Origin of the sequence: Erythrobacter neustonensis, from assembly GCF_001663175.1 — a bacterium.
GTDB classification, from domain to species: domain Bacteria; phylum Pseudomonadota; class Alphaproteobacteria; order Sphingomonadales; family Sphingomonadaceae; genus Erythrobacter; species Erythrobacter neustonensis.
Genome location: NZ_CP016033.1, coordinates 750,422 through 774,546, shown reverse-complemented (window position 1 = coordinate 774,546; position 24,125 = coordinate 750,422). Strand labels below are relative to the sequence as shown.

Here is a 24,125-nt window from a genome sequence, read left to right as displayed (position 1 = left end):
TCAGCTCCTGATGCTCCCGCCGCCGTCGACGGTCAAATCGCAGCCGGTGGTGAAACTCGCCTCGTCGGAGGCGAGGAAGACCACCGCGCGGGCGACTTCCTCGGGCTCGCCGATGCGGTTCATCGGGTGGGTGGCGGCGAAGTTTGTCTCGATGTTTTCGGGCGTGTCGGCGCCGGAGAACTTGTAGCGGTTGTACATCGGCGTGCGGATCGCGCCGGGGTGGACCATGTTGACGCGGATCGGCAGGCCCCGCTCAGCAAGGTCCAGCGCTACCGATTGCGTGAGGCCCCGGAGGCCGGTCTTGGAGGCGCTGTAAGCCGCAACGAAGCTTGCCGGGCGCAGCGCGATCATCGAGCCGATGTTGACGATGGCGCAGTGCTCGCCGCTTGCCGCCATCGCGGGGATGCCTGTGCGCATGCCGTAGAACGGGCCATTGAGGTTGATGCCGATGGTGCGTTCCCACACGTCGAGCGCGCCTTCGGGCACGTTGCCGGGTTCTGAAATCCCGGCGATGTTGCACAGCACCGTGAGCTTGCCGAAGCGCGCAAGCGTGGCGGCGACGGCGGCCTCCCACTGCGCAAGGTCGCGCACATCCAGCGGTGTCGCCGCCGCGCGCTCTCCCAGTTCGGCAGCGATGCCTTCCGCCTTTTCCAGCTGCACATCGCCCAGCATCACGCTGCCGCCCTCGGCCACGATCAGCCGCGCGACCGCTTCCCCGATCCCTTCCGCCCCGCCCGAGACGAGCGCGACCTTGCCCTGCATCCGCATCATCGTTCGCGCTCCAGAATGGCGACGCCCGACAGGCCCGGTGCGCCATAGACGTGGGAGTAGCCGAAGCGGGGCCTGCCCGGCACCTGTCGCTCGCCTGCACGGCCGCGCAGCTGGGTGACGTTCTCATAGACTTGCCGCAGCCCCGAGGCGCCGATCGGCTCCCCGCAGGCAAGGCACCCGCCATCGGTGTTGACGGGCAGCTTGCCCCCGCCGATCTCGGTCCAGCCATTGGCGAGCCATTCTTCCTGCTCGCCGTCCTTGCAGAAGCCGTTTTCGGCCATGTGCATGATCTCCGCGCCGCTTTCGGTGTCCTGCAATTGTGCGACCGAGATGTCTTCCGGCCCTACGCCCGCCTTCTCGAAGGCAGCTTGGCTGGCGAGCACGGTGGGCTTGCCGCCTTCCGCGATGCTGATTCCGGCCTGAAACACCTCGAAGGAATTGGGCGGGCGCGTCTTCACGGAAACGGCGCGGATCTTGACCCCGTCCGCGCCCAGCTCCTTCATCTTCTTTTCGGACGCGAGGATCAGCGCCACCGCACCCTCCGCCGGCGAGCAGAACATGTATTTGGTCAGCGGATCGTTGATCATGGGCGCGTTCATGATCGTGTCGAGATCGACCGGGCTGCGCCGCCATGCGTGGGGGGTGATCGTGCCGTTGCGGAAGGCCTTTTCGGCGACCCGGCCCAGCGTCGTGCGGCTGATGCCGTGCAATTGCATGTAACGCTGAATTTTCAGCGCAAAGAACTGCGTGGTCAGCATCATGCCGGTCTGGCCGTACCATTCGGGCAGGCCGTAGTCCGAAGGCTTGGCATTGAACGCGCCCCTCGGGTGCTTGTCAAAGCCGACCGCCAGCGCGAGGTCATACATCCCGCTCGCGATTGCCTGCTGCGAGGCGGCGAGCGCGCTGCCGCCCGTGGCGCAGCCATTGGCGACATTGGTGAAAGGCAGGCTGGTCAGCCCCAGTTCGTTGACCATGATGTCCGCATTGCCCGCCGCTGCCGAGCCGCCATAGGCGCATTCGATGTCGGGCCATTCGAGGCCTGCATCCTTGAGCGCCTCGCGCACGGCATAGACACCCTGTTCGCGGCCCGAGCGGCTGTCGGTGCGTCCGAAGGGATGGATGCCGGCGCCGATGATGTAGACATTCTCGCTCATGCGACGCGACTTTCTGCTGCGGCGACGGGACGGAAGGCGAAAGTGTCGTACCGCGCGTTGAACGGCACGATGCAGAATTCGAGCGCCATGCCGAGGTGGAGATCTTCCAATCGGGCATCGACGATCCGGCTTTCGACGATCACTTCGCCGGGCAGTTCGACATAGCCGATAAGGAAGGGCTGGAAGTCCGGGGGGCCTTCCCCGGGGCCGGAGCCGGGGCCTTCATAGGGTTCCTTTGGCAGGAAGCCTTGGCTGGTCCACGACCATAGCGTGCCGCGGCGCGAGAGCTTGTAGGGTTCCACGCTTTCCGCCGCGTCGCCCACCGGCATCGGAAAGACGATCTGGCCCGAAGGGAGCCTGCCGCCGATCAGATGCGGCGTTGTCCCGTCGCTCCACAGGTCGGGGTCGATCTTTTCGCGCATAGTTTCGTCCCCTCTGGCCCGCGTCACGCCGCGAGCGCATATTCCGCAAGCACGGTGTCGACGTCGCCGAACAGCCGTTGAAGCACCAGCACGCGTTTCAGCGCATGACCGATCGCAAGTTCATCGGTGATTCCCATTCCGCCGTGCATCTGCACCGCCTCGCGCGCGACGATATCGACATTGTCGCCGATAAACGCCTTGGCGCCTGCCGCCGCGCGCTGCCAGCGCACCGGATCGGCGCGATCGGTCAATGCTGCGCGGTAAAGCATTGATTTTGATTGCTCTAGCTGCGCGTAGCAATCGACCAGACGGTGCTGCAATGCCTGAAAACTGCCGATCGCCACACCGAACTGTTCGCGCTCTTTCACATAGGTCAGCGTATCGTCGAGCAGGCGCTGGCCAAGACCGACCATTTCGGCCACCGCATAAAGCCGCAGGTCGGCGATGATCCCGTCGAGCGCGGCGGCATCGAGCGAAAGCCGTGCGCTTGCCGGCGTGCGGGTGAGCCTGATTTCGCCAGCGATACTGCCGTCGGCGAGGCGATAGGCGCGCACCTCCAGCCCCGGCGCATCCTTGGCCACGAGAAAGCAGGCCGTCTCCCCATCCAGATCCGCGGTGACGATGAACAGGTCGGCGATCAGCGCGCCCATCACGAACGTCTTTTCGCCGGTGAGCGTGAGGCCGTCGCCGGCAACGTCCGCTTTCATCCCCTTGGCCTTGAGGCTGTAACGCTGGGCGCGCTCCGCCCATGCGAAGGTTGCGAGCGTGTTGCCCGCCAGCACGGACGCCAGCGCATCGCCCGCATCGCCGCGTTCGAGCAGCAGCGCAGGCAGGATGCCATGTTCCAGCAGCGGATCGGGCGCGTTGGCCTTGCCGATCGCCTCGCATACCAGCGCCAGATCGACTGCCGAGCCGCCCATCCCGCCCGCATCCTCGCTCGCGGCAAGCGCGATCAGGCCCATTTCGGCGAGGCTGTGCCAGCGCGCCCGGTCATAGCCGGTGGGCGAAAGGCGCAAACGGCGCCGGGCTTCGACATCGACCGGCGCGGCGAACCGCTCGACCGAGGTGACGAACATCTGTTGTTCTTCGGAAAGATCGAAATTCATATCAGGCCTTACGCGTAAAGGTGATCGGCAGATGGGTCACGCCGCGCAGCAGGATGTTGGGCAGGATGCGGATCGCGCTGTCATCGGTCACGGCAATGTCATCGAGCCGTTCCAGCAATTCGTCGAAGGCGACCAGCATTTCCTTGCGGCTGAGCATGTTGCCCACGCACATGTGCGGCCCCTTGCCGAAGGCGAGATGGGTGCGCGCGTTGGCGCGTTCGATGTCGAAGCGGTCGGGATCGGGGAATTTCGACGGATCGCGATTGGCCGCAGCATAGCGCAGCTGCACCACGCTGCCCGCCGGAATCGCCATTCCGCCAAGCTCGGTGTCCTGCTTGACGATGCGCCACATGCCTGCGGTCGGCGTTTCATAGCGCAGCGCCTCCTCGACGAGGTTCACGATCACCTTGGGATCGCGTCCGCCCGTCGCTGCTCTTGCCTTGGCCATCTGGTCGGGATTGCGGATCAGCTGCAACAGGCCCCCGGCAAGCGTCGAGGTGGTGGTCTCGTTTCCCGCGACCATGAACTGCTGCATCAGCGACATGATCTCCGCATCCTCGAGCGGCGTTTCGCCCTCGACCCGCGCTTCGACGAGATCGGTGAGCAGGTCATTGCCGCCATGCGCGCGGCGATCGTCGATCAGGCCCTTGATGTAGTGCTGGAACTCGACAAGGCTGCGCGCGCATTCCTTCTTGCGCTCGTGATCGACCATCTGGCTGAACCGGTCGACCGCCGCATCCGACCAGCGCTTGACGCGCCCCGGATCGTCATCGAGCCCGATCTGTCCCGCGATCATCGCCACGGGCAGCGGCACCCCGAATTCCTCGACGAATTCGCACGACCCCCGGTCGGCGAAGCCCTCGATCAACGCGATCGATTTGGCGCGCATCTCGGCTTCGATCGCGTTCACGCGCGGGGCGGAGAAGGCGAGGTTCACCAGCTTGCGGTTGCGGGTGTGAACAGGGGCATCGGCGGTGAGCAGCGTCGCAAGATCGGGCCAGCCTTCGGCAAGGATCGCCTGGATGTCCGCGTCCGCCTCGCGGCCCATGAGCGCGGTAAAATCGTTCGAGAAGATTTCCGGTCTGGCCGCCGCTTCGCTGCACAGGTCATAGGCATAGACGACCCAGGTGTTCATTTCTTCGAGATGCTCGATCCTGATTCCGGCATCGTGCACCGCGCGATAGTAATCGAACGGGTCGACCAGCGTTTCGGGCGCAAAGACATTGCCTTCGGGCTTGTTCATGCAAGGCGGCTCCAGACCCATCTCGATTTCATGCGGCAAGCCTAACCAAAGCGCCGCGGATGATGCGATGCGCGTTTGTGTTAGGGTTGCGCGCGGCGCATCATGCGCCCCCGTTGGGGGACGCGAATTCGCGCTGGAATTCGGCGCTGTCGAAATAGTCGCGCCAGCCGGTGATGCGGCCGTCTGCACCAATGTCGAAGGTGCCCATCACGCGGATCGCCGCGGTGCGCCCATCTTTGAACTGGAAGATATCGGTCCGCTCGGTCAGCACGGTATTGCCGCTCGCCGCGATCGCGTGGGTCTGCCAGTCGCAGCGGGCGATATCGCGCATGAAGCCTTCGACCACCGCGCGCATTTGCGCGGTGCCGACGACCGGATCCATCGGGATATTGTGGTAGATGATATCCACGGCGCACATCGCCATGATCGCGTCGGTATCGCAGGCATTCCAATGCGCGATGAAGGCTTCGACGGTTTGCTGCGGGCTCATGCTCTTCCTCCTGAGGTGTAGGCAAGCGCCTGTGCGATCATCTGGCGGACATGGCGGTTGGCGTAGGTTGCAGGGCCATCGCCGCATTGCAGATAGACCAGCGGCGCGGGGCACTTGCGGCTTTCCCAGACGATGCAATTGCTGCCCGGCGGGTGCTGCCAGCCCGCGTTGCTGAACATCGCGCCTGCAACCGCGTGGGCGGCGGAATGGAAATTGTCGGTCGTGAAGGCGGGCCCTTCCGCGCGGACGAGCGCCGTGATGGCGGCTTCGTCGATGGGGCAAAGGTAGAGTTCGTCGGTGACGGGGAAGCTGGCAGGCAGGCCGCGCGTCACCGGGTGATCGGCCACGACGCGGGCCTCGTAGGAAACATCGTGGCGGTATCCGGAGTCCGGCCCGTGCTCCCCCGGCTGGTAATGGAATGCCCCGCCAAGCCATGCGTGCCACTCCGGCCATTCCGCCCATCCGGCAAGCGCATGATGCATCGCGACCGCGCCCTTGCCGCTGGCAAAGCGCGCGGTGATCGCCGCGCGAAAGGCGGGTGAGGGCGCGCGCATAGTCACCTTGCCCTCGCCGAAGGAGTAGCCAGCCATGTCGTAGAACAGCAGCGCATCGGCGGCGAGGATTGCCTCCGCCGCATCCGCCTCGCCGCCATCGGGGTGGATCAGGTGGGTGATCTCCCGGCTCCCCAGCGCGGCGAGCAGTTCGTCGAACGGCCCCGCCGCGTAGGGGTGCCCCCCGGACAGAACCAGCAGCGAGCGCATCAGGCGATCTTGAGGATCATCTTGCCGTCATTCGTTCCCGCAAACAGCCGCATGAAGCTGTCGAAGGCGTGCTCCAGCCCTTCGTCGATATGCTCGTCGACCGCCAGTTTGCCTTGCGCGGCCCACACGCCCATCTGCGCCGCGCCCTCGGCGAAACGCGGGACGTAATCGGCGACCAGCAGCCCTCGGATATGCGCGCGCTTGACGATCAGTTGCCACAGGTTGCGGATGCCGCGCGGCGCCGTGTTGTATTCGCTGATCAGCCCGCACAGCCCGACGCGCGCATGAAGATTGAGGTTCATCAGCCCCGCATCGAGGATGATCCCGCCGACATTCTCGAAGATCACGTCGACGCCATCAGGGCAGGCCTCAGCGATGGCGGCAGTCAGTGCGGCCTCATCCTTGCCGCGATAGTCGATGGCGGCGTCGAAGCCATATTTCTCGGTCAGACGCGCGCATTTTGCGGGGCCGCCGGCAATTCCGACCGCGCGGCAGCCGTGGATCTTGGCGAGCTGGCCGACGAGACTGCCGACTGCACCCGCCGCGCCGGAGACAAGCACGGTCTCGCCCGCTTTCGGTTCGCACACCTCGAGGAAGCCGAAATAGGCGGTCATCCCGACCGCGCCGAAGATCGAGAGGTAGTTGGTGATGTTCGGCACCAGCGAAGGGTCGATCGGCTGGGTGAACCCGCCTGCCACGCCGATCGAATAGTCCTCGAGCGCATTCAGCCCCATCACCCATTGCCCGGGCGCAAAGCCTTCCGCCCGGCTTTCCTCGACCACGCCGATGGTGCTCGCGCGAACGGGATCGCCCAAGGGGATCGGCGGCATGTAGTTGCCGCCGGCATCCATCCACCCGCGCATCGCCGGGTCGAGCGAGGCGTAATGGTTGCGGATCAGGAACTGGCCCTCTTCCAGCGCGGACGTGGCTTCGGTGACGAGTGCGAAATCGTCCTGAACGGGTGTGCCGTTCGGGCGGCGCTGGAGGAGAAATCGGCGGTTCTGCGGCATGTCGGTCTTTCGGTTTGTGGAGATATCAGGCCGGTTCGAGCTTCACCGGGATCGCGCTTTGCAAGGACTGGCCGGTGATCGGGTCGTAATCGACCACCTCGCTCACCAGCCGGTTGGTGGAAGCGCCGCGGGTGCGCACATCGTCCTTTCCCGTATCGGCATCGCCGTAAGCATGCGCCATCGAGACGATCCCGCGCCGCACCTTGTCGCTCGCCTTGACGACCCCGTGGATCGTGGCGTGCGGCGAGGTGATCGCGACCAGCCCGCCTTCCTCGAGGCCCAGTGCCGCAATGTCGTCCGGGTGGATGAAGGCGGGGTTGGTGGTGGTCTTGGCCTGCAATTTCTTGAGCGGATGCCCGATCGAATTGAACCGCGTCTTCGAGCGGCGCGAGATCAGGCGGAAATCGAAGCCCTCGCGCGCGGCGCTGGCGGCGGCATACTTGCCGATCTCCGAAGGCATCGCCCCCATGGCAAGGTCGAAGCGGTGAAACTCGCTCTCATCGACCGGCTCCACCACCGGGTGCTTTTCGGGATAGAGCACCGCTCCCCCGCCATTGGCCGCGCAATCGGCGCGAACCTGGCTTGGGCTGACGAGGCAACCGGTCACCGCAAGATCGAGGAATTCCTGCTTGGTGGGTTTCCTGTCCATCGGCAGCGGGCCGCCCGCAAGGTTCATCCGGATGCCCAGATGGTGCGCCAGCGTCCAGAACATCTCGTATTCGTCGATGCAGTCGCCCGGCGCCTCGACCACCGCCTCGGTGTAGCGGGCATAGGGTTCCTCGTGCCACCATTCGGAGAGGCTGGTGATGTCCTCACGCTCCAGACACTGCGAGGGCGCGAGCACCACATCGGCACGTTTGGCGCTGGCGCTCATCCACGGGTCGATCTGCACGAACAGCTCAAGATCGTCGAGCGCGCGGGCCATTTTCACCTGATCGGGGAAGCCCACCACCGGATTGCCGCCGACCGAAATCAGCGCGCGCACCTGACCATCGCCGGGGGTAAGAATTTCGTCGGCCAGCACGTTGCAGGGCATCTCCCACCCCAGGTGGCCCAGCCCACGGAAGCGCGACTTGGGCATGCCTTCCGCGCCGAACATGGCTACCTGCGGCCCGACCTGCGCGCGGCGCGCGGTCTGGTAGGGGCTGAAGACGCCCGGGATCGCGGCTTTCTCCCCGTCCTGCTTGAAGCGCGCGCAGATCGTGTTGAGGCACACCACCAGATATTCGGTCAGCGTCCCGTTGCCCGCCATTTCGGGGCCAGTGCCGGTCACCGCGCAGCCCTTCGAACCCTGCGCGAACATCCGCGCGGCGGCGACCAGTTGCTCCGTGTCGAGCCCGGCACGCGCGGCGGCGACTTCGGGCGGGAAGGCCTTCACCGCCTCGGCCAGATCGTCGAAGCCGTCGACATGCGCGGCGACGAAGTTGCGGTCGTACAGCCTCTCGGAAATGATGACATTGAGCATCCCCGCCAGCATCGCCGGATCCTCGCCCGGCTTCACGGGGAGATAGATGTCGGCCAGCCGCGCCACATCGCTCTCGCGCGGGTCGGCGACGATCAGTTTCATGCCTTGCGCCTTCTGGTCGCGGATGCGGCGCGAGGGGCTGAAGGGCGGCACCCCGCCGACCGGCGAATAGTGCGAGACGATCGGATTGTTGCCGATGAAGAAGGCGACATCGCTTTCGCTAAACGTGTTCGGCCCCGCCATCCACTTGCCGTAGCGCGCGGTGGTGAAGACCTTGGCAGGCTGGTCCAATGTCACCGAGGTGTAGAAATTGCGGCTCCCCACGGCTTGCGCGAAGGAGAGCGAAGCCGACATGGCGGCGGAGTTCTGGAAGCCGCCCGATCCCATGAACACCGCCACCGAATGCGGGCCGTGGGTGTCGATGATCCGCCGCAATTCGCTCGCGACATGGGCAAGCGCCTGATCCATCGGGGTCGGGACGAATTCGCCCGTCTCGTTCCTCACCAGCGAGTGGTGCAGCCGGTTTGCCGAATTGTGGCTGTCGGGCAGTTCGCGGCCCTTCATGCAGGTGTAGCCGCCATAGGCCGGATCGTCCGGGTCGCCGCGCACCTCGACCACTTTTCCGTCGACCACATCGGCTTCCATCGCGCAGTTGGCATGGCAGAAACGGCAGAAGGTCTTGAAGGTCTGAACGCCCATCGCATTTCTCCCCGACACTGCGGCCAAGATTACCACAGGGGGCGGGGGGCTCGACTGATACTTTTGTCCGTGGAGGGTGGCGCCGCACACCCGCAATAGGGCAGAAAACCGCAGGAGAGAGACATGCCCACCACCACCCGCCAATGGCTCTTGAACGGACACCCGCGCGGTCGCGGCATCGAGATCGAGAACGACTTCAAGCTCGCCACGGTCGAACTGCCCGATCCGGGCCCCGGCGAAATGCTGCTGAAGACGCATTACCTCGGCTTCGATCCGGCGCAGAAGGGCTGGATGGAGAACATCGCCGATTACGTTGCCCCGATGAACATCGGCGACGTGATGCGCGGCAGCGGGATTGCCGAGGTGGTCGCCTCGAACGGCGGGCGTTTTGCCGTGGGCGACATGGTGTTCGGCACCACCGGCTGGACCGAATACCTCGTCACCGATGGCAAGGAGCTGACCAGGGTCGAAACCGACCTGTCGCCCACCGCCGTCCTGTCGGCGCTCGGGACGACGGGGCTGACCGCCTATTGCGGGTTGTTCAAGGTGGGCAAGCCGGTGGCGGGCGATACCGTGCTGGTGTCGGGCGCGGCAGGGGCGACGGGAAGCATCGTTGGCCAACTTGCGCGAATCGCCGGGTGCCGCGTGGTGGGCATCGCGGGGGGACAGGACAAGTGCGACTGGCTGGTGCGCGAGGCGGGCTATGACGCTGCGATCGATTACAAGGCTGGCGGCGTGAAGGAGCAGATCCGCGCGCTGTGCCCGCGCGGGGTCGATGTCATTTACGACAATGTCGGTGGCGCGATTCTGAACGATATGCTTGGCCAAATCGCCACCGGCGCGCGGGTGGTGATCTGCGGCGGGATAAGCCGCTACGAAACGGGGAGCCTCCCGGCGGGCCCCGAAAACTACTTCAACCTGGTCTTCCGCCGGGGCACGATGACGGGCTTCATCGTGCTCGACTGGGCGAGCGAATTCCCCGGTATCCGCAAGCGACTGGAAGGCTTCGTAAAGGATGGCCGCCTGAAATATCAGGAAGATATTCAGCACGGGTTCGAGAACGCGCCGCAGACCTTGCAGCGCTTGTTCACTGGGCAGAACCGCGGCAAGCAGATGCTCAAACTGTGAAGCCGCAGGCCGGAGGCAGGTCCTCCGGCCGGTTGACGGCCATCAGCTCAGTCGAACGCCTCGCTCGCATTGCCTTGAGCGTTATAGACCGGAGCTTCGGCATCGACGCGATACTTGTTGCTGACCGCGCCCGTGATCCCGAACTTGCCGATGTGATCGCGCATCCCGGTGTAGGCAGGGTCACGGAAATGCGCGGCGAGCGCATCTTCGCTTTCCCACTCTTCGAACACGTTGACCCGCGCGGGGTTCATCGCGCAGGCGCTCCAGTCGTAGTGGATGCACCCTTTTTCCGCGAGCGCGGCCGCGATATGCGGGCGCGCAGTGCGCAGCGCCTCCTCGCGCTGTGCGGGGTCGAGATCGATCTGTGCCGAGATGAGAATTTTCGCCATGGTTTTCAGCCCTCCACGCCGAATTCGGCGATGATCTTGAAGGTGCGGCTGGTGAACAGCCAACGGCCATCCACCTTGCGCAATTCATCCTCGTAAAGTCCGCCGACATGGCGCGCCTTGCCGTCGCGGGGCTTGAGGATCTCCTGCGTCTGCACCCGCGATTTCGCCGTGTTTCCGGTGACTTCGATCATGCAGGGGACGCAGTGGAAGCTGACCGCCTGCAATCCGCCCATCGCACCCTTCCAGAAGGCGACGATCGCGTCCCTGCCATGGGTCTGGTGGCCCATCAGGTCCCAGTCGGCATCCTCGGCCCAGACGCTCGCCCAGGTCTCCGCATCCGCCCGCACCACGCCATCGGCATAGGTGCCGTTCAGCTCGTGAATGGCGAGACGATCTTCGAGCGGTCCGGTGAACATGGCTCTCTCCCCTTGTTGGGCACGGCTATCGGCCCCGAGGGGCGCGGGCGGCAATGCCCACTTTTGGGAAGGGTGGGGGCGCATCGGCGCGTGATAGGCAGGGCGGCAAGCGAGGAGACGGGTGATGGGGCAGTTGCAGGGCAAAACCGCGGTGGTGCTGGGCGCGGGGTCGGCGGGGAATATGGGGCAGGCGATCGCGCGGCTGTTTGCTTCGCACGGCGCAAGGGTGATGGTGGCGGGCCGGAAGGATGTGCCGCTGGCGGCTTTGGCGGCTGAAATCGCTGGAGAATATGCGCTGTGCGATATCACGTCGCATGCCGAGGTCCACGCGCTGGCCGATCATGCGGCGGCTACCCTCGGCCGCGTCGATATCGCGGTCAACACCACCGGCTGGGGCCTGTTGGCGAGTCTCGAGGAGATCACGCAAGACCAGCTCGACCGGATTGTCGCGTTGCAATTCAAGGGGGTACATCATTTCCTGCAAGCCTTCGTGCGGGTGATGCGTGCGCAAAGCCCCACCGGGGGATCGCTGATCAGCCTGTCTTCGGCAACGACCAGGGCGATCATCACCAACCATGCGGCCTATATCGGCACCAAGCGCGGGAGCGAGGCGTTGATGGAATGTATCGCCAATGATTACGGGCACTTGGGCATCAAGGCCAATTCGGTCTCGCCCGCCTTTACCGACAGCCCGATGACGCATGACAGCTTTGCCGTGCCGGGGCTGACCGACGCTTTTCTGCCGCGTTATCCGCTGGGCAGGCTCAACACGGTCGAGGATGTCGCGCAGGCCTGCCTGTGGCTCAGCACCGATCAGGCGTTCGTGACGGGCGCGAATATCCAGCCCAATGGCGGGCTTACCCTGCGCGGCAATCCGCAGGCGGGCGATGTCGCCGCAGCGGTCAGCGCGGCGATGGCGAAAGGGGCGCAGTGATTGCGCCGGGCGCGCAGTGTTTCACGTGAAACATCCGCATTCGCGGTATGCTGGCAGGGGTCTGGAGGGGGCCTGAACCGGGATGCCGGGGGTCAAGCGCGCGTCTGAACCGCGCAAGACCCCGTTTATGCAGGGGTGAAATTCCCACTCCTGCCGCGCGCATCAATATTGCGCGGTGCCGCCGTCGACGCTGATCTGCTGGCCGGTGATCCCGCCGCCCGCCTCGCTCGCCAGCAGCACCGCGAGCGCGGCGACCTCTTCGACCGTGTTCGGACGCTTGATCGCGCTGTCGGCGGCAAACATCGCGATCATCTCGTCAAGCTCCATCCCCATCGCCTTGGCGGTGGCCGGGCCGTTGTTCCTGATGATGTCGGTAATCACGATCCCGGGGCAGATCGCATTGACCGTGACCCCGGCCGCGCCGACTTCGCGCGCGAGGCTTTTGGTCAGCCCGTTGACCGCGTGCTTGGCCGCCGAATAGGCGGTCAGCACCGCCTTGCCGTGCTTGCCTTCCATGCTGGAGATATTGATCACCCGCCCGTGCGCCTTGGCCAGCATCACGGGCAGCGCGCGGCGCGTTGCCCAGAAGGTCGAATAGACGTTCCATTTCATCGCCTCGTCAAAGGCGTGATCGGACAGATCGACCAGCGGCTGCAAATCGCCCGCGCCGCCCGCATTGTTGACCAGAATGTCGAGCGTGCCGAAATGGGCGATCACATGGTCGATGAAGCCTTCGAGATCGGACTGCTGCATCACGTCGCCCGCGACAAAGATCACGCGGTCGGGGCCAAAGCCCGCCGCGGCAAGTTGCGCGAGCACGGCTGCGCCCTTTTCGGGGCTGCGCGCGAACAGCGCGACGCTTGCACCTTGCGCCAGAAACGCCTCCGCGATCCCGCGCCCCATGCCCGCGGTGCCCCCGGTGATCGCCGCGATCTTGCCTGCCAGTGTCATGCCTGCCCTCTCCTTCGGCACCCACGACTAGCGGGGCGCAAAAGGGCGTGCACCTTCCCAAAATGAGGGGGCCTTTTGCCCGCCTGCGCGAGCTGCTGCGCCCGCAGCCGATCAGTTCACCGCGCGGTCCTTGCCTGCCCAATAGGGCGCGCGCAGTTCGCGGCGCAGGATCTTGCCCGAAGGGTTCCTCGGCAGCGCGGGGATGAAATCGACCGACTTGGGGCATTTGTAGCCCGCAATCTGCGTGCGCGCGTGGGCGATGATCTCGTCCTCGGTCATTGCCTCGCCCGGTTTCAGCACCACGCAAGCCTTTACCGCCTCGCCCCACTTGTCGTCCGGCACGCCGATCACTGCGACATCGGCGACCTTGGGATGCGAATAGAGCGCGTTTTCGACCTCGGCGGGATAGACGTTCTCTCCCCCTGAGATGATCATGTTCTTCACCCGGTCGTGGATATAGAGGTAGCCGTCCGCGTCGAGATAGCCCGCGTCCCCGGTGCGCAGCCAGCCATCGGGACCGATGGTCGCGCGGGTCGCGGCATCGTTGTTCCAATAGCCGCGCATGTTCTTGTCCGAGCGCGTCGCGATCTCGCCCACGGTGCCGGTGGGAACCGCGTTGCCGCCTTCGTCGATCACCTTGATCTCGACCCCGGCTAGCGGTTTGCCGACGCTGCGCATCCGCACCGATCCTTCGGCGACGTGATCTTCGGGATCGAGTGCGACGATCGTGCCGGTGGTCTCGGTCATGCCATACATCTGCACGAACCCGCAGCCCATCACCCGGATCGCCTCGCGCATCAGTTCGAGCGGGATCGGCGAGGCGCCGTAGGTGACGTATTTGAGGCGGCTGAAATCGACCTCGCCCACGCGCGGGTGGTTGAGCAGGATCTGCAAGGCGGCGGGCACGAGAAAGATTTTCGAGATGTTGAAGTTCTCGATCAGGTCGAGCGCCTTGGTCGGATCATATTCGGGCAGCACGATCGAACAGGTGCCCGCCACCATCGTGCCGATCCCGGTGCCGGTGCCCGAAATGTGGAAACAGGGCATCGCCAGCAAGGTGACATCGCCGGGGATCGGCTGCTGCCACACCCGCATCTCTTCGCCCGCTGCCGCGCCGTCGCGGCTCGACAGCAGCGACCCGTGGGTAATCACCGCGCCCTTGGGCTTGCCGGTGGTGCCGCTGGTGTAAAGCTGCAGCGCATCGTCCTGCGCAGCCACGCGGTGCGCGGGCGGGCTTGGCGAAAAGCCGTCGCGCCACGTGCGGTAATCGGTGCCCGCGTAATCGGGGGCGTCGATCCCGATCACCTGTTCGACCAGCGGGCAATCGCCGCGGATGCCCGCCAGCATGTCGGCAAAGCCTTCGCCCACGAACACCACCCGTGCGCAGCAGTTGCCCAGCACATAGGCGACCTCGGGCGCGGCGAGCCGCCAGTTGACCGGGGTCATCACTGCGCCGATCCGGTTCGCGCCCAGAAACGCCTCGAAATAGAGCGGGTGGTTCTTGCCGAGGAAGGCCACGCGGTCGCCCGGGCCGATGCCCAGTGCGGCCAGCGCGCTCGCCACGCGGTCGGCGCCCGCGTCAAGCTCGGCGAAGCTGATGTCCTCGCCCGCAAAACTGAAGGCGGTCACATCGCCCGATACGCGGGCATGCTCGCGGACGACGTCGCAGTATGTCTCTGCGGCCAGTGCTGTTGTCTCTCCCATGGGCCTGAGGGATAACCCCTGGGCGCGCGCATGTCATTGGCACAATTCATAGCCGCCGCTGATGGCCCTGGCCGAGCCACGCCTTGACCGCGGCGGCCGAAGGATCGCGTTCGTCGTGATAGCCCGCCGCGCCTTCGGGCGTGTCGGACAGGTCGGCGCCTTCGGCCAGCCGGAACTCGCGCCAGTCGTAAAGCCCGGTGCGCTGCGCGATGCGCCATTCGCCGCCGCGCCGTTCGAACCGGTCGACATAGCGCCCGGCGACGATCGCGGAATAGATCAGCCCCTTGTCGGGGAACACTGCGGTGAGCGGATAACCCGGCGGGATGGTGTGCATCGCGGTCATGTAGGTTTCGGTGTGGCAGGTGTCCGGCCCGTCGAAACCGAAGAGCGTTTGGCCAACCTGGTGCTGGGTCGCAAGGCAGGGGTCGATCACGCCGCGTGCCTGCTCCACGAAACCGCGCCAATCGCCCTCGATCACCCCGAAACGGAAGGTGGCCTCGGGGTGGAACAGGCGCGCCATCATCGCCCATTGTCGCCGGTCGATCGCGTGGGCATAGGCGGCGAGGATATCGCGGATCGCCTCGCGGTCTTCGAGCCGCAGGCTCATGCGCCCAGCTCGACGATGACCTTGCCGATATTCGCGCCGGTGAACAGCCGGGCATAGGCGGCAAGCGTATTTTCGAGGCCCCGCGTCACGTCATAGGGCATCACAAGTTCGCCCGCCTCGTGCCAGCTGCGCAGCCGCTGCGTCAGCGCGGCGCCTTCGTGCATGAAGTCGGGCGAGAAGAACCCCTCGACCCGCAGCCGCCGCATCAGCACCTGATCGAATTCGCGCGGCGCGGTGCGGGTGCCGCCGGTGTAGTTGGCGAGCAATCCGCACACCGCCACGCGGCCATAGTGGTTCATGCGGGTGAGCACCGCGTCGAGCAAAGGCCCGCCGACATTGTCGAAATAGACATCGACCCCGCCGACCCGATCGAGCTGCGCGCCAAGGTCTTGCGCCTTGTAATCGACCGCGCCCGCGATCCCCAGCGCGCGTGTCAGATAGGCGCATTTCGCCGCGCCCCCGGCAATCCCCCACGCCTCGCAGCCGAGCAGCCCGGCGATCTGCACCGCGAGGATGCCCGTCGCGCCGGCGGCGGCGGAAACCAGCACCTTTTCGCCCGGCTGCGCCGCGCCGGTGCGTTCGATGCCCCACAGCGCGGTCCAGCCGTTCATCCCCAGCGGGCCGAACCACGCGCGCCGGTCGGCCACCGCCGGGTCGAGCCGCAGCGCGCCCGACATCACGGCATCGACCGTGCTGACATCGGCCCATTGCCCGAAGGCGCGGACGAGATCGCCGGTGGTGAAGCCGTCCGCGCGGCTTTCGATCACCTCGCCCAGCACCAGCCCCGTCATCGGCCCGCCCACGGGGAGCGGCGGCTGGTAGCCATCCTCGCGGTCGGTCAGCCACATCCGCGTCCCCGCATCCATCGACAGGTGAGAGTTGCGGATGCGGATCTGCCCGTCTTCGAGCGGGGCAAGCCGTTCCTCCGCCAGTTCCAGCGCGGCGGCGAAATCGGTGCCAACGGGGCAGCGCGCGATGCGCCAGATGCGGTTGTTCATGGGGCGGTTTGTCCGGCGGCGCGGCGGCCAGGGCAACCCCGCCATTTGGATAGGGCTGCAAGGCACGCGGCTATCACTTTGGCGCGGTGCGTGGGGGGAGGGGGCTCCCTAGTCTTGTCCCCACAAGACGACGCGGGAGGAAGGACATGGCACGCATCACGGTGATCGGCGCAAGCGGGCGGCAGGGGCTTGCGCAGGTGCGGCAGGCGCTCAAGGCCGGCTACGACGTGCGCGCGATCTCGCGCCGCGCGGATGCGCTCGAAGGCGCGCCGGTCGAAGGGGTGGAGCGGGTCGAGGTGCGCCCCATGGACCTTTACGACACCGCGACCTTTGCCGATGCGCTCGAAGGCAGCGACTACGTCTTTTACACCCACCCGCTGCAGGCCCGCGCCGACCGCGCCTACCTGATCGGCGAAGTCGGCAAGGTCGCCGCGCAGCTGGGCGTCAAGCGCGTGGTCTGGAACACCTCGAGCTGGATCCCCGACCGGCCCGGCGATCCCTTCACCTATGGCGAGAACACCCGCGGGATCAACGCGCTGTGGCGTTCGGGCGCGCCGGGCACGGTGTTCGGCAGCGTGCTGTTCATGGACAACCTGCTGACCAACTGGGCGCGGCCCTTCATCATCGACGAAGGCCGCTATGTCTATCCCCATAACCCCGCGCTGGAGGCGAACTGGATCAGCCTCGACGATGTCGCGCGCTTCATGCTGGCGAGCCTCGAGAGGCCCGACATGGAAGGCGCCTGGCTCAATATCGGCGGGCCGGAGCGGCTGGTCGGCAAGCAGGTGACGCAATACCTGTCGGATGCGCTGGGCAAGGAGATCGCATACGATCCCTGCTCGCCTGCCGAATTCGGCCGCTACCTCGTCGATGCGGCAGGCGACACGATGCCCGCCGAGATGCGCGAAAGCTTCGCCAAGGGGATCGAGGATTTCTACGAATACAACAATTCCGCGCCCACGCGGCCCTTCGCGGTCGACATGGACCACGTCTACGAACGCTTCCCCGAACTCGCAGGCAAGTTGGAAACGATGGGCGAATGGACGAAAAGGCAGGAGTGGGGCGAAAGCAATTATCGCCCGGCCTTCGGATAGCCGCGCGGGCCCCTGCCGCCTATGACGCGCGCGGATGCAACCGGAGCAGGTGCCATGGCACCGCGCCGATATCGCACCGCCCCGAGGCGGCGATCATCACCAGCGGCGGATAGGATCTGGCGAGGCCCAGGGGCGAGAAATGCCGATAGCCGTAATAATCGATCAGGGGTCGCAGCCGCGGCGGTGCGGTCACGAACCCGTCGCGGTAGAACAGCGAAACGTTGCGGCTTTTGCCATAGCGTTGCCGGAAAAGGTCGAGCCCCTTGTCGGCCGAAGGCCCTGCCGAAACCGCCAGACGGCAATCGTCTTTCGCCGCCAGCACGGCATCCGGCCCGTCGCGTGTCTCGATCTGCGCGGTAAATCCCCGCAGTTCGAGCATCCTGACAGTATCGGCCAGTGCGCGGGGGCGGTCTTCTGCGGCAACCGAAGGCCCCGCCATCAGCCGCGGCACCAGCGTTACGGCAAGAAGCGGCGCAATCAGCCAGCTAAACCGCATGGCGCCTTTCCCGCAGGACAAGCGCGCTGCCGATGATGGCAAGGATCGCCAGCAGCGTCGCGTAGGAGAACAATGTCGCGCCTCCGCCTGCATGCCAATAATCATATTGCGCCGGATACAAGGCAATCAGCGCAAGCCGCATGCTGTTGATCATGATGACCGCAAGCGCGGCAAGCAGGCAGGCCAATCCGAGGCTTCGGTCGATCGCGGTGCCCAGCAATTGCGAAAGCGTTGCGGCCAGCACGAAGATCGGGGCCAGATTCTTGAAGGCAGAACAACCCGGCATGATCAGGACATCGGGCGTATCGCCCGGCACGCGGATCAGGTTGCCCGATGCGGTGTGACCCGACAAAAGCGCGGCGATGCTGGCATCGAAATCGAGCAATTCGGTCCCGAGCAGGTTGAGGATTAAGGGGCCCCACAGCAGCGGCCCGGTCAACGCGAGCGCGATGATCGCCAGACTGCGTTCTGCTTGCGTGTTTGCACTCAGCAACAGCCATGCCGAGACAAGCAACAGTCCCGCCAGCGCCGGCGCGGCGGACGGCAACAGGCACGCCGCCAGCAATGCGCCGCCGATCAGCCAGTCCGAGCGGCGCGGCCGGCTGTGTTCTGCGGGTTTGAGCCCGATCGCGATGAGAGCATAAAGCGCAAACCAGACGATGGCGCTGATCCCGAAAAGATCCGCCACCGCGTTGCCCCAGCCACGGCTTGCAACCTGCGTCTGCATCCGCAACGCCATGCCATTGAGCGCAGCGACAAACAGCGCCGCGGCGTAGAGTTCCGCCCGGCTTGGTTTGAACAGTCTGGTCAAGAAAAGCCCGAGGGAAAGCGGCCGGGCGGCGGTTCCTGCCCGCGCCCGGCCGAATCGCAAAAATTTATCCGCGACGCATCTTGCGGCGCAGGTAGGTGTAGCTCACGCCCAGCGCAGCCAGAGCGCCAATGCCCACACCGGCTTCGGGCCCGGGAGCAACATTCGTCTGACCGGCAGAAGCTGCGGTTGCGATCACCAAAGAGGCAAGACCGAAACCGATTGTCGAAAGGCGCATGAAAAATTCCCCGTTTGGATAGTGCAATTCCCTGGCACGTCACACGCGCCAGAGGCTTGTAATGCCCAGTACTTATACTTAACGCAAGCCACGATGGCTGGCCCGCGATCCGACCCCGCGCTCGACGCGCTTGGCACGTTTCTGGCCACCCAGGCCTTGCCCGTTTACGTCACCCTGCTGATTGCCTTCGCCGTGCTTGAACTGGTTCTGGCGCAGCCGGGTCGCAGCGTTCCATCCCCGTCGGGACGGTATGTCGTCAACTTCGGGTTGCCGATGATCGGGGCATTGCTGGCAATGGTCCTGCCGCTGGGTTCTGCCGGGGCGGCATTGCTGGCCGGCGCGAAAGGCTGGGGCCTGTTCAACAATGTCGATGCCCCGGCGCTGGCGGTGCTGGGGGCCGCACTGATTGCCCGCACATTGCTCGCCTATTGGCTGCACCGTGCAATGCACGCGGTGCCGGTGTTGTGGCGCATCCACAGGATCCATCACACCGATCCTGCGCTCGACATATCCACGAGCCTTCGTCATCACCCGCTTGAATTGATAGTGGGTGTGCTGCCAGCGCTTGCGCTGATTATTGCGCTGGGCCTGCCCTTGTGGGCCACTCTGCTGGTCGATGCGCTGATGCTGGCGGGTTCGTTTCTGAAGCATCTCGATATCGATCTGCCGCCGCGGATCGAGCGCGTGCTGGGGCGCGTGCTGGCGACGCCTGCCAACCACCGTTTCCATCATTCCGACAAGGTGGCCGAAACCGACAGCAATTTCGGCAATCTCGTGATCATCTGGGATACGCTCTTCGGGACCTATACCGATCCCAGGGGCACCCGGCCCGCGCGCCTTGGCCTTGGCGACCGCTATGACGCCGGGGCGCATGATCTGTGGCAGCAATTGCAGATCGGGGTGATCGAGCCGCGCGCACCCGTCACGCGGCCGACAGGGGATCGGTGAAGAGGGCGCGGGCGCGCGCTATTCCGCCGCCTGCCGCTGCTCCTGCGCGAAAATCTCCACCAGATCGTCGTCGCTGGCGCCCGCCAGCCGCTGGGTCCACTGGTGGAAGACCTGCCCGCCCTTCTCGTTCCTGCCGAACAGCACTTCCTTCATCAGCCCTGACGCGAGCGCCTGCTGCTGGCGCTTGCCGGTGGCGTAATCCTCGTCGCGGACCACCACTTCGAGGAAGTTGAACTGGTCGTGCGCGGCCTGGACCTGTTCCGGGGTCTCGGGCTGGTTTTCCATGACGTAGAACTGGGTGGTGTAGCTTTCCCCCACCTTCTCGCCCGGAAACAGCTGGCTGATCATCGCGCCGCGCTGGCCGCCGCCGTAGAAGCTGGCGATCGAGATGTGCGGGAAGATCGTCCACACGCCCTGCACCAGCACGTCCTGCGGCAGCTGGTCGTCGGCCATCGCTTCCAGATCCAGCTGCTGGTCGTCGTCCCCTTGCACCTTGATCGCGAATTTCGACGGGGTGCTGAGACGCTGGTGCGGGCCGAAGGCGAAGTAATTGGCGCGGTTGTAGAAATCCGCGCCGAAGGTGTCCTTGTGCAGCACCGGCAGGTGGTAGAAATCGAGATAGCCGTCATAGGCCGTCTTCCAGTTGGGACCGGCCAGCGTGCGCTGCGAAAACAGCGTCCAGCCCTCGAACTCGAAGGCCTTCAGCAGCTCGTCGTAGCCGCACAGGTAATCGGCGATCGAGAGCTTGGAATGGGGATCGAGCGTCACCCAGATCAGGCCTGCGTTCTCGTAGACCGGGAATTTGGTCAGGCAGTGCTGGCTCTTGTCGATCTTGCCGAAATCCTGCGGGGAAGCGACGCCGATCAGGTCGCCATCGGCCTTGAAGGTCCAGCCGTGATAGCCGCAGGTAAAGCGGCTGGCATTGCCGCAGCCCGCCGCCAGAGGATTGCCGCGGTGGGTGCACATGTTGAGGAAGGCGCCCATGCTGCCGTCTTTCTGGCGGGAGAGCAGCAGCGGCACGCCGCAGATGTCCATCGCCTTGAAGTCGCCGGGATCGGGCAGCTCGCACGACGGCGCGACCATCAGCGGCAGGCGGCGGAAGATGCGCTGTTTTTCCTGCTCGAACACGGCCGGGTCGGTATAGGCGCTGGCAGGAACGCGGACGATGTCGGCCGCATATTCCATCGTGTCGGCCGCGCCGTGGGCGACCAGATTGCGGGTCATGGCGACCAGCGTTTCGCGTGACATTGCGCTTTCTCCCGGGTGTCCTCGCCACGCACCATCCGCCTTCGCCAGGCGGGCGGCAATCATCACTTTTGGCAAAGCGAAAGGGGGCCGGCCATCGCTGGCGCGCCCCCCGCTTTCCCGATCGGCCAAGCGTGTCAGAACCGGAAGCTGACTTCGGCAAAGATCTGCCGCCCGCGGTTCTGCGTGAGGAACAGGTCGTCGCCCGTCGCCGAGAGGAACGGCCGCCCGCCCGAGGTGATCACGAAAATCTTGTCCGACAGATTCTGCCCCACCAGCGACAGCTTCCAGTTGCCGTCGGGATGCCCGATCGAAACGTTGGCATCGAACAGCCAGAAGCTGGGCTGGACATAGTCGTTCAAGGAGGTTTCGTCGGTGATGTAACCATCATTGTAGGCAGCGTTGCCCGACAGGAACAATTCGAGGTTGTCGCTGAGCGGGATCGCCCAGTCGGCGGCGATGTTGCCCGCCCATTCGGGCGCCTGGCTGCCGCGCCGGCCCTTGAGGTTGATGAAGCCGCCCTGGCCGCCCGGTTGAAGGAAATCGTCGGTGTATTTGGCATCGAGATAGGACAGGTTCGAAGTGAACGAGAGGCCCGGCACCGGGGTGCGCCACTTGGCTTCGATATCGACGCCCTTGGTGGTCAGTTCGCCCGCGTTGCTGGTGATGAACTGCACGGTCTGCGCGTTGAAGTTCTGCACCTGCAGATCCTTGAACACATACTGGTAGGCGGTCGCGTTCAGGGTAATGTCGCGGTCCGCGAATTGCGCCTTGAAGCCGATTTCGCCGCCGATCGCTTCTTCGGACTTGAAGATCAGCGAGCTGAAATCGCCGCTCGCCGCTGCATCGCTGAGGCTGTTCGAAGGCAGCGCCGAATTGTCGATCCCGCCTGATTTGAACCCGGTCTTGAACGAGGCGAAGACGTTGAAATCGGGGGTCGCCTGATATTTCAGCGTCACTTCGGGCGAGAAATTGTCATCGGCAAAGTTGATCGGGCCCGAGAAGAAGCCCGGCCGCACGAAGGTCGTCCCGCCGAGCAGGAACGAATGGACGTAAGGCACCGAGATCGTCTGCACCTTCTGTTCGTCGGTCCAGCGCACCCCGCCCGACAGTTCGAGCTGTTCGGTGATGTCGATGATCACGCTGCCGAAGAACGACAGGGCCTCGGTCTTGGTGACGTGGGTCTTGTCCCAGTCATAGGTGAACCCGGTGACAGGATCGGGGCCGAGGAACGAGATGTTCACGCCCTGTTGCGATGTGTCGAAGGTGATCGTGCGGTCCTCGTAGAACGCGCCGAGCATGAAGTTGAACGCGCCCCCCAGGTCCGAGGTGAGCCGCAGTTCCTGCGTGTATTGTTCCAGATTGTTGATCGGGTCGGACGAACCCGCACCGCCCGGCAGCCGCGTACCGTTGGGGCCGGGGATGTAGCCGCCATAGGAATAGCTTTCGAAGTCGACCGACTTCATGTTGAGCAGGCCCGAAACCGAGGTCAGGCGCAAGGCTTCGTTGAGGTCGAGTTCGAACTGCAACCGACCGAACCAGATATCGGTTTCGCCGAAAGGCACGCCGTTGCGCCCCGCCGCCTTCGACGGGGTCGGCACCCCGCCTGCCAGCGGCCCGGCGGTGTCGGTGAAGTAATACCGCTGGTCGTGGGTCTTGCAGTCGTAACCCGCGGGCAATTGCACCGCGCCGCCCAACAGGAAGATCGGATCGGCGATCCCGTTCGCGCCGCAGGACACCTCACCCGTGCCCAGCGCGCCGTCGTTTTCGTGACGGGTGTATTGCACCTTGAGATTGGCGCGGAACATGTCCGACGGCTGCCAGTCGAGCGTCAGGCGGCCGATGAAATCTGTCAGCCCGCGTTTCTGGTTGACCGCGGGCGAGCCTGCCTGCGCCAGCTGAAACTCGTCGATATCGTTGAACTGCGCCGCCAGACGAATCCCCAGCGTATCGGTGAGCGGGCCCGACAGATAGCCGCTGACGAGGTATCCCTTTTCCTCGAATTCGTAGCTGCCGCGCATCCCGACCTCCCACGACGAGGTGGGGTTGGCCGAGCGCAGCGACAGCACGCCCGCGGTGGCCGACTTGCCGAAGAACAGCGATTGCGGGCCGCGCAGCACGTCGATCTGCTCGACATCGAAGAAGCCCGCCTGCACCATCCGCATCGTCGACACGACGACGCCGTCATATTCGAAGGCGACCGCCGAATCGAACGCAGCCGAAATGTTCGACGATCCCACCCCGCGCAAGGACAGCTGCCCGCCCGAACCCGAACCGCCGACCTGCACGTTCAGGGTGGGCACGCGGCTGGTCACATCGGCGACCTGATCGATATTGTAGCGTTGCAGCGTTTCCCCGCCGATCGCGGTGACGGTGACGGGGACTTCCTGCAGGCTTTCGTTCTGGCGGCGGGCCTGCACCACGATCACCGGGGTGTTGTCAGCCTCGGCGGCGGCAGCGACAGCCGCGCTGTCCTGCGCCAGGGCGGCGTTCGGCACGGCGGCAAGACCGCCGATCGCAGCCCCGCAAAACAGCGCGCGGCGCATCGAACCCATGCGCGGCGATGCAGATGCAATTGTGGCATGAAGTCTCGACATGGCTCTCTCTCCCCTTGGGTCGCAGTTTCTCCGCGCACCCCTCGTTTTCCCCAATCACCGGGCATGTCTCCCTCATGCCTCTGGTATGCCGGCGAAGGTGTATGGGCGGGGCTTCGGGCGCCATCCGCAAAAGCGATAGTGACGCGGCCATCGCGCGACATATCCGCAACAGCGCCTTTCAAAAGCGCCATGCCGTAACGTCATTCGGCTGATTGCCGGTGCGCCGCCTTGCGCGCCATCTGGCCGCGGCGCGGGTCGGACGGCCAGATCCGGCCCGGGCCGATCACGGGCTGGGCGCGCGGCGATGGCGGCACGATTTGCGCACCGATCATCGCATCAAGGCTCTGGTGAAAAGCATGGATCCGCGCAGGTCGCCTTCGCCCTCGCGCTTTCGACAGTGGCCCCGCGCGGCGCGCCCGATAGGCTGGCGGCGACACGACAACGGCATTGG

25 protein-coding genes are annotated in these 24,125 nt (G+C 65.2%); 4 read left to right on the top strand and 21 right to left on the bottom strand.

From position 1 onward, the window contains the following. From A9D12_RS03615 to A9D12_RS03575, 9 genes are all read right to left on the bottom strand, one after another. Nucleotides 1-771, bottom strand: a complete 771-nt coding sequence (locus A9D12_RS03615) for an SDR family NAD(P)-dependent oxidoreductase (protein ID WP_068349872.1) — start codon at nucleotides 769-771, stop codon at nucleotides 1-3. Continuing rightward, complete coding sequence (locus A9D12_RS03610) at nucleotides 768-1,925, bottom strand: thiolase family protein (protein WP_068349871.1); 1,158 nt, start codon at nucleotides 1,923-1,925, stop codon at nucleotides 768-770. The genes A9D12_RS03615 and A9D12_RS03610 overlap by 4 nt, the downstream gene beginning before the upstream one ends. Beyond that, nucleotides 1,922-2,347, bottom strand: a complete 426-nt coding sequence (locus tag A9D12_RS03605; protein WP_068349869.1) for a Zn-ribbon domain-containing OB-fold protein — start codon at nucleotides 2,345-2,347, stop codon at nucleotides 1,922-1,924. Before A9D12_RS03605 ends, A9D12_RS03610 begins: the two co-directional genes overlap by 4 nt. A gap of 23 nt (nucleotides 2,348-2,370) precedes the next feature. Continuing rightward, nucleotides 2,371-3,453 carry an acyl-CoA dehydrogenase family protein gene (locus tag A9D12_RS03600; RefSeq protein WP_068349867.1) on the bottom strand — a complete coding sequence of 361 codons (1,083 nt, stop codon included), beginning with the start codon at nucleotides 3,451-3,453 and terminating at the stop codon, nucleotides 2,371-2,373. Nucleotide 3,454: 1 nt separating this feature from the next. Beyond that, a complete protein-coding gene (locus A9D12_RS03595) occupies nucleotides 3,455-4,696 on the bottom strand; it encodes a cytochrome P450 (protein WP_068349865.1) in 1,242 nt (413 codons plus the stop codon). Nucleotides 4,697-4,796: 100 nt separating this feature from the next. Then, nucleotides 4,797-5,186, bottom strand: coding sequence for a limonene-1,2-epoxide hydrolase family protein (locus A9D12_RS03590; RefSeq protein ID WP_068349863.1), 390 nt, complete (start codon nucleotides 5,184-5,186; stop codon nucleotides 4,797-4,799). Beyond that, the gene (locus A9D12_RS03585) at nucleotides 5,183-5,947 is read right to left on the bottom strand and encodes a ThuA domain-containing protein (RefSeq protein ID WP_068349861.1); all 765 of its coding nucleotides are present in this window, start codon (nucleotides 5,945-5,947) and stop codon (nucleotides 5,183-5,185) included. Before A9D12_RS03585 ends, A9D12_RS03590 begins: the two co-directional genes overlap by 4 nt. Further along, nucleotides 5,947-6,957: an NADP-dependent oxidoreductase gene (locus A9D12_RS03580; RefSeq protein ID WP_068349859.1), complete on the bottom strand. Its 1,011-nt coding sequence runs from the start codon at nucleotides 6,955-6,957 to the stop codon at nucleotides 5,947-5,949. The genes A9D12_RS03585 and A9D12_RS03580 overlap by 1 nt, the downstream gene beginning before the upstream one ends. A 25-nt stretch (nucleotides 6,958-6,982) precedes the next feature. Then, complete coding sequence (locus tag A9D12_RS03575; RefSeq protein ID WP_082925378.1) at nucleotides 6,983-9,121, bottom strand: molybdopterin-containing oxidoreductase family protein; 2,139 nt, start codon at nucleotides 9,119-9,121, stop codon at nucleotides 6,983-6,985. A 123-nt stretch (nucleotides 9,122-9,244) separates the two neighbouring features. Here A9D12_RS03575 and A9D12_RS03570 point away from each other — a divergent pair, with 123 nt between their 5' ends. Further along, the gene (locus A9D12_RS03570; protein ID WP_068349851.1) at nucleotides 9,245-10,249 is read left to right on the top strand and encodes an NADP-dependent oxidoreductase; all 1,005 of its coding nucleotides are present in this window, start codon (nucleotides 9,245-9,247) and stop codon (nucleotides 10,247-10,249) included. Between the two features lie 47 nt (nucleotides 10,250-10,296). Here A9D12_RS03570 and A9D12_RS03565 read toward each other — a convergent pair whose 3' ends face one another. Then, nucleotides 10,297-10,638 (bottom strand): putative quinol monooxygenase, encoded by a 342-nt coding sequence (locus tag A9D12_RS03565; protein ID WP_068349850.1) that lies wholly within the window; start codon nucleotides 10,636-10,638, stop codon nucleotides 10,297-10,299. Nucleotides 10,639-10,643: 5 nt separating this feature from the next. After that, entirely contained in the window at nucleotides 10,644-11,054 is a 411-nt protein-coding gene (locus A9D12_RS03560; RefSeq protein WP_068349848.1) for a nuclear transport factor 2 family protein, read from the bottom strand. Between the two features lie 124 nt (nucleotides 11,055-11,178). Between A9D12_RS03560 and A9D12_RS03555 the strand changes: the two genes are divergently transcribed. Further along, a complete protein-coding gene (locus tag A9D12_RS03555) occupies nucleotides 11,179-11,988 on the top strand; it encodes an SDR family NAD(P)-dependent oxidoreductase (RefSeq protein ID WP_068349846.1) in 810 nt (269 codons plus the stop codon). Between the two features lie 162 nt (nucleotides 11,989-12,150). On the opposite strand, the gene A9D12_RS03550 is transcribed toward A9D12_RS03555, so the two are convergent. The 4 genes from A9D12_RS03550 to A9D12_RS03535 form a co-directional block, all read right to left on the bottom strand. Then, a complete protein-coding gene (locus A9D12_RS03550; protein WP_068349843.1) occupies nucleotides 12,151-12,939 on the bottom strand; it encodes an SDR family NAD(P)-dependent oxidoreductase in 789 nt (262 codons plus the stop codon). Between the two features lie 111 nt (nucleotides 12,940-13,050). After that, entirely contained in the window at nucleotides 13,051-14,643 is a 1,593-nt protein-coding gene (locus tag A9D12_RS03545) for a fatty acid--CoA ligase (RefSeq protein ID WP_068349841.1), read from the bottom strand. A gap of 46 nt (nucleotides 14,644-14,689) precedes the next feature. Beyond that, entirely contained in the window at nucleotides 14,690-15,250 is a 561-nt protein-coding gene (locus A9D12_RS03540) for a nuclear transport factor 2 family protein (RefSeq protein ID WP_068349839.1), read from the bottom strand. Then, entirely contained in the window at nucleotides 15,247-16,248 is a 1,002-nt protein-coding gene (locus A9D12_RS03535; protein WP_068353582.1) for an NADP-dependent oxidoreductase, read from the bottom strand. The genes A9D12_RS03540 and A9D12_RS03535 overlap by 4 nt, the downstream gene beginning before the upstream one ends. A gap of 146 nt (nucleotides 16,249-16,394) precedes the next feature. Between A9D12_RS03535 and A9D12_RS03530 the strand changes: the two genes are divergently transcribed. After that, a complete protein-coding gene (locus tag A9D12_RS03530; RefSeq protein ID WP_068349837.1) occupies nucleotides 16,395-17,342 on the top strand; it encodes an SDR family oxidoreductase in 948 nt (315 codons plus the stop codon). A gap of 19 nt (nucleotides 17,343-17,361) precedes the next feature. Here A9D12_RS03530 and A9D12_RS03525 read toward each other — a convergent pair whose 3' ends face one another. The 3 genes from A9D12_RS03525 to A9D12_RS14620 form a co-directional block, all read right to left on the bottom strand. Beyond that, complete coding sequence (locus A9D12_RS03525) at nucleotides 17,362-17,838, bottom strand: hypothetical protein (protein ID WP_068349835.1); 477 nt, start codon at nucleotides 17,836-17,838, stop codon at nucleotides 17,362-17,364. Next, nucleotides 17,828-18,649, bottom strand: a complete 822-nt coding sequence (locus A9D12_RS03520) for a hypothetical protein (protein WP_068349832.1) — start codon at nucleotides 18,647-18,649, stop codon at nucleotides 17,828-17,830. The genes A9D12_RS03525 and A9D12_RS03520 overlap by 11 nt, the downstream gene beginning before the upstream one ends. A 64-nt stretch (nucleotides 18,650-18,713) precedes the next feature. Continuing rightward, a complete protein-coding gene (locus A9D12_RS14620) occupies nucleotides 18,714-18,884 on the bottom strand; it encodes a hypothetical protein (protein ID WP_156522791.1) in 171 nt (56 codons plus the stop codon). 93 nt (nucleotides 18,885-18,977) lie between these two features. Between A9D12_RS14620 and A9D12_RS03515 the strand changes: the two genes are divergently transcribed. After that, nucleotides 18,978-19,832, top strand: a complete 855-nt coding sequence (locus A9D12_RS03515; RefSeq protein WP_068349830.1) for a sterol desaturase family protein — start codon at nucleotides 18,978-18,980, stop codon at nucleotides 19,830-19,832. Nucleotides 19,833-19,850: 18 nt separating this feature from the next. Here A9D12_RS03515 and A9D12_RS03510 read toward each other — a convergent pair whose 3' ends face one another. From A9D12_RS03510 to A9D12_RS15085, 3 genes are all read right to left on the bottom strand, one after another. Then, nucleotides 19,851-21,080: an aromatic ring-hydroxylating oxygenase subunit alpha gene (locus A9D12_RS03510; RefSeq protein WP_197489872.1), complete on the bottom strand. Its 1,230-nt coding sequence runs from the start codon at nucleotides 21,078-21,080 to the stop codon at nucleotides 19,851-19,853. 134 nt (nucleotides 21,081-21,214) lie between these two features. Next, nucleotides 21,215-23,632 carry a TonB-dependent receptor gene (locus A9D12_RS03505; protein ID WP_068349826.1) on the bottom strand — a complete coding sequence of 806 codons (2,418 nt, stop codon included), beginning with the start codon at nucleotides 23,630-23,632 and terminating at the stop codon, nucleotides 21,215-21,217. Between the two features lie 242 nt (nucleotides 23,633-23,874). Then, nucleotides 23,875-24,006: a hypothetical protein gene (locus A9D12_RS15085; RefSeq protein WP_257737049.1), complete on the bottom strand. Its 132-nt coding sequence runs from the start codon at nucleotides 24,004-24,006 to the stop codon at nucleotides 23,875-23,877. Between the last annotated feature and the right edge of the window lie 119 nt (nucleotides 24,007-24,125).

Bases quoted from the DNA above. Each gene is read 5' to 3' on its own strand.
- A9D12_RS03615 (WP_068349872.1), bottom strand. From the start codon at position 771: ATGATGCGGATGCAGGGCAAGGTCGCGCTCGTCTCGGGCGGGGCGGAA.
- A9D12_RS03610 (WP_068349871.1), bottom strand. From the start codon at position 1,925: ATGAGCGAGAATGTCTACATCATCGGCGCCGGCATCCATCCCTTCGGA.
- A9D12_RS03605 (WP_068349869.1), bottom strand. From the start codon at position 2,347: ATGCGCGAAAAGATCGACCCCGACCTGTGGAGCGACGGGACAACGCCG.
- A9D12_RS03600 (WP_068349867.1), bottom strand. From the start codon at position 3,453: ATGAATTTCGATCTTTCCGAAGAACAACAGATGTTCGTCACCTCGGTC.
- A9D12_RS03595 (WP_068349865.1), bottom strand. From the start codon at position 4,696: ATGAACAAGCCCGAAGGCAATGTCTTTGCGCCCGAAACGCTGGTCGAC.
- A9D12_RS03590 (WP_068349863.1), bottom strand. From the start codon at position 5,186: ATGAGCCCGCAGCAAACCGTCGAAGCCTTCATCGCGCATTGGAATGCC.
- A9D12_RS03585 (WP_068349861.1), bottom strand. From the start codon at position 5,947: ATGCGCTCGCTGCTGGTTCTGTCCGGGGGGCACCCCTACGCGGCGGGG.
- A9D12_RS03580 (WP_068349859.1), bottom strand. From the start codon at position 6,957: ATGCCGCAGAACCGCCGATTTCTCCTCCAGCGCCGCCCGAACGGCACA.
- A9D12_RS03575 (WP_082925378.1), bottom strand. From the start codon at position 9,121: ATGGGCGTTCAGACCTTCAAGACCTTCTGCCGTTTCTGCCATGCCAAC.
- A9D12_RS03570 (WP_068349851.1), top strand. From the start codon at position 9,245: ATGCCCACCACCACCCGCCAATGGCTCTTGAACGGACACCCGCGCGGT.
- A9D12_RS03565 (WP_068349850.1), bottom strand. From the start codon at position 10,638: ATGGCGAAAATTCTCATCTCGGCACAGATCGATCTCGACCCCGCACAG.
- A9D12_RS03560 (WP_068349848.1), bottom strand. From the start codon at position 11,054: ATGTTCACCGGACCGCTCGAAGATCGTCTCGCCATTCACGAGCTGAAC.
- A9D12_RS03555 (WP_068349846.1), top strand. From the start codon at position 11,179: ATGGGGCAGTTGCAGGGCAAAACCGCGGTGGTGCTGGGCGCGGGGTCG.
- A9D12_RS03550 (WP_068349843.1), bottom strand. From the start codon at position 12,939: ATGACACTGGCAGGCAAGATCGCGGCGATCACCGGGGGCACCGCGGGC.
- A9D12_RS03545 (WP_068349841.1), bottom strand. From the start codon at position 14,643: ATGGGAGAGACAACAGCACTGGCCGCAGAGACATACTGCGACGTCGTC.
- A9D12_RS03540 (WP_068349839.1), bottom strand. From the start codon at position 15,250: ATGAGCCTGCGGCTCGAAGACCGCGAGGCGATCCGCGATATCCTCGCC.
- A9D12_RS03535 (WP_068353582.1), bottom strand. From the start codon at position 16,248: ATGAACAACCGCATCTGGCGCATCGCGCGCTGCCCCGTTGGCACCGAT.
- A9D12_RS03530 (WP_068349837.1), top strand. From the start codon at position 16,395: ATGGCACGCATCACGGTGATCGGCGCAAGCGGGCGGCAGGGGCTTGCG.
- A9D12_RS03525 (WP_068349835.1), bottom strand. From the start codon at position 17,838: ATGCGGTTTAGCTGGCTGATTGCGCCGCTTCTTGCCGTAACGCTGGTG.
- A9D12_RS14620 (WP_156522791.1), bottom strand. From the start codon at position 18,884: ATGCGCCTTTCGACAATCGGTTTCGGTCTTGCCTCTTTGGTGATCGCA.
- A9D12_RS03515 (WP_068349830.1), top strand. From the start codon at position 18,978: ATGGCTGGCCCGCGATCCGACCCCGCGCTCGACGCGCTTGGCACGTTT.
- A9D12_RS03510 (WP_197489872.1), bottom strand. From the start codon at position 21,080: ATGTCACGCGAAACGCTGGTCGCCATGACCCGCAATCTGGTCGCCCAC.
- A9D12_RS03505 (WP_068349826.1), bottom strand. From the start codon at position 23,632: ATGGGTTCGATGCGCCGCGCGCTGTTTTGCGGGGCTGCGATCGGCGGT.
- A9D12_RS15085 (WP_257737049.1), bottom strand. From the start codon at position 24,006: ATGATCGGTGCGCAAATCGTGCCGCCATCGCCGCGCGCCCAGCCCGTG.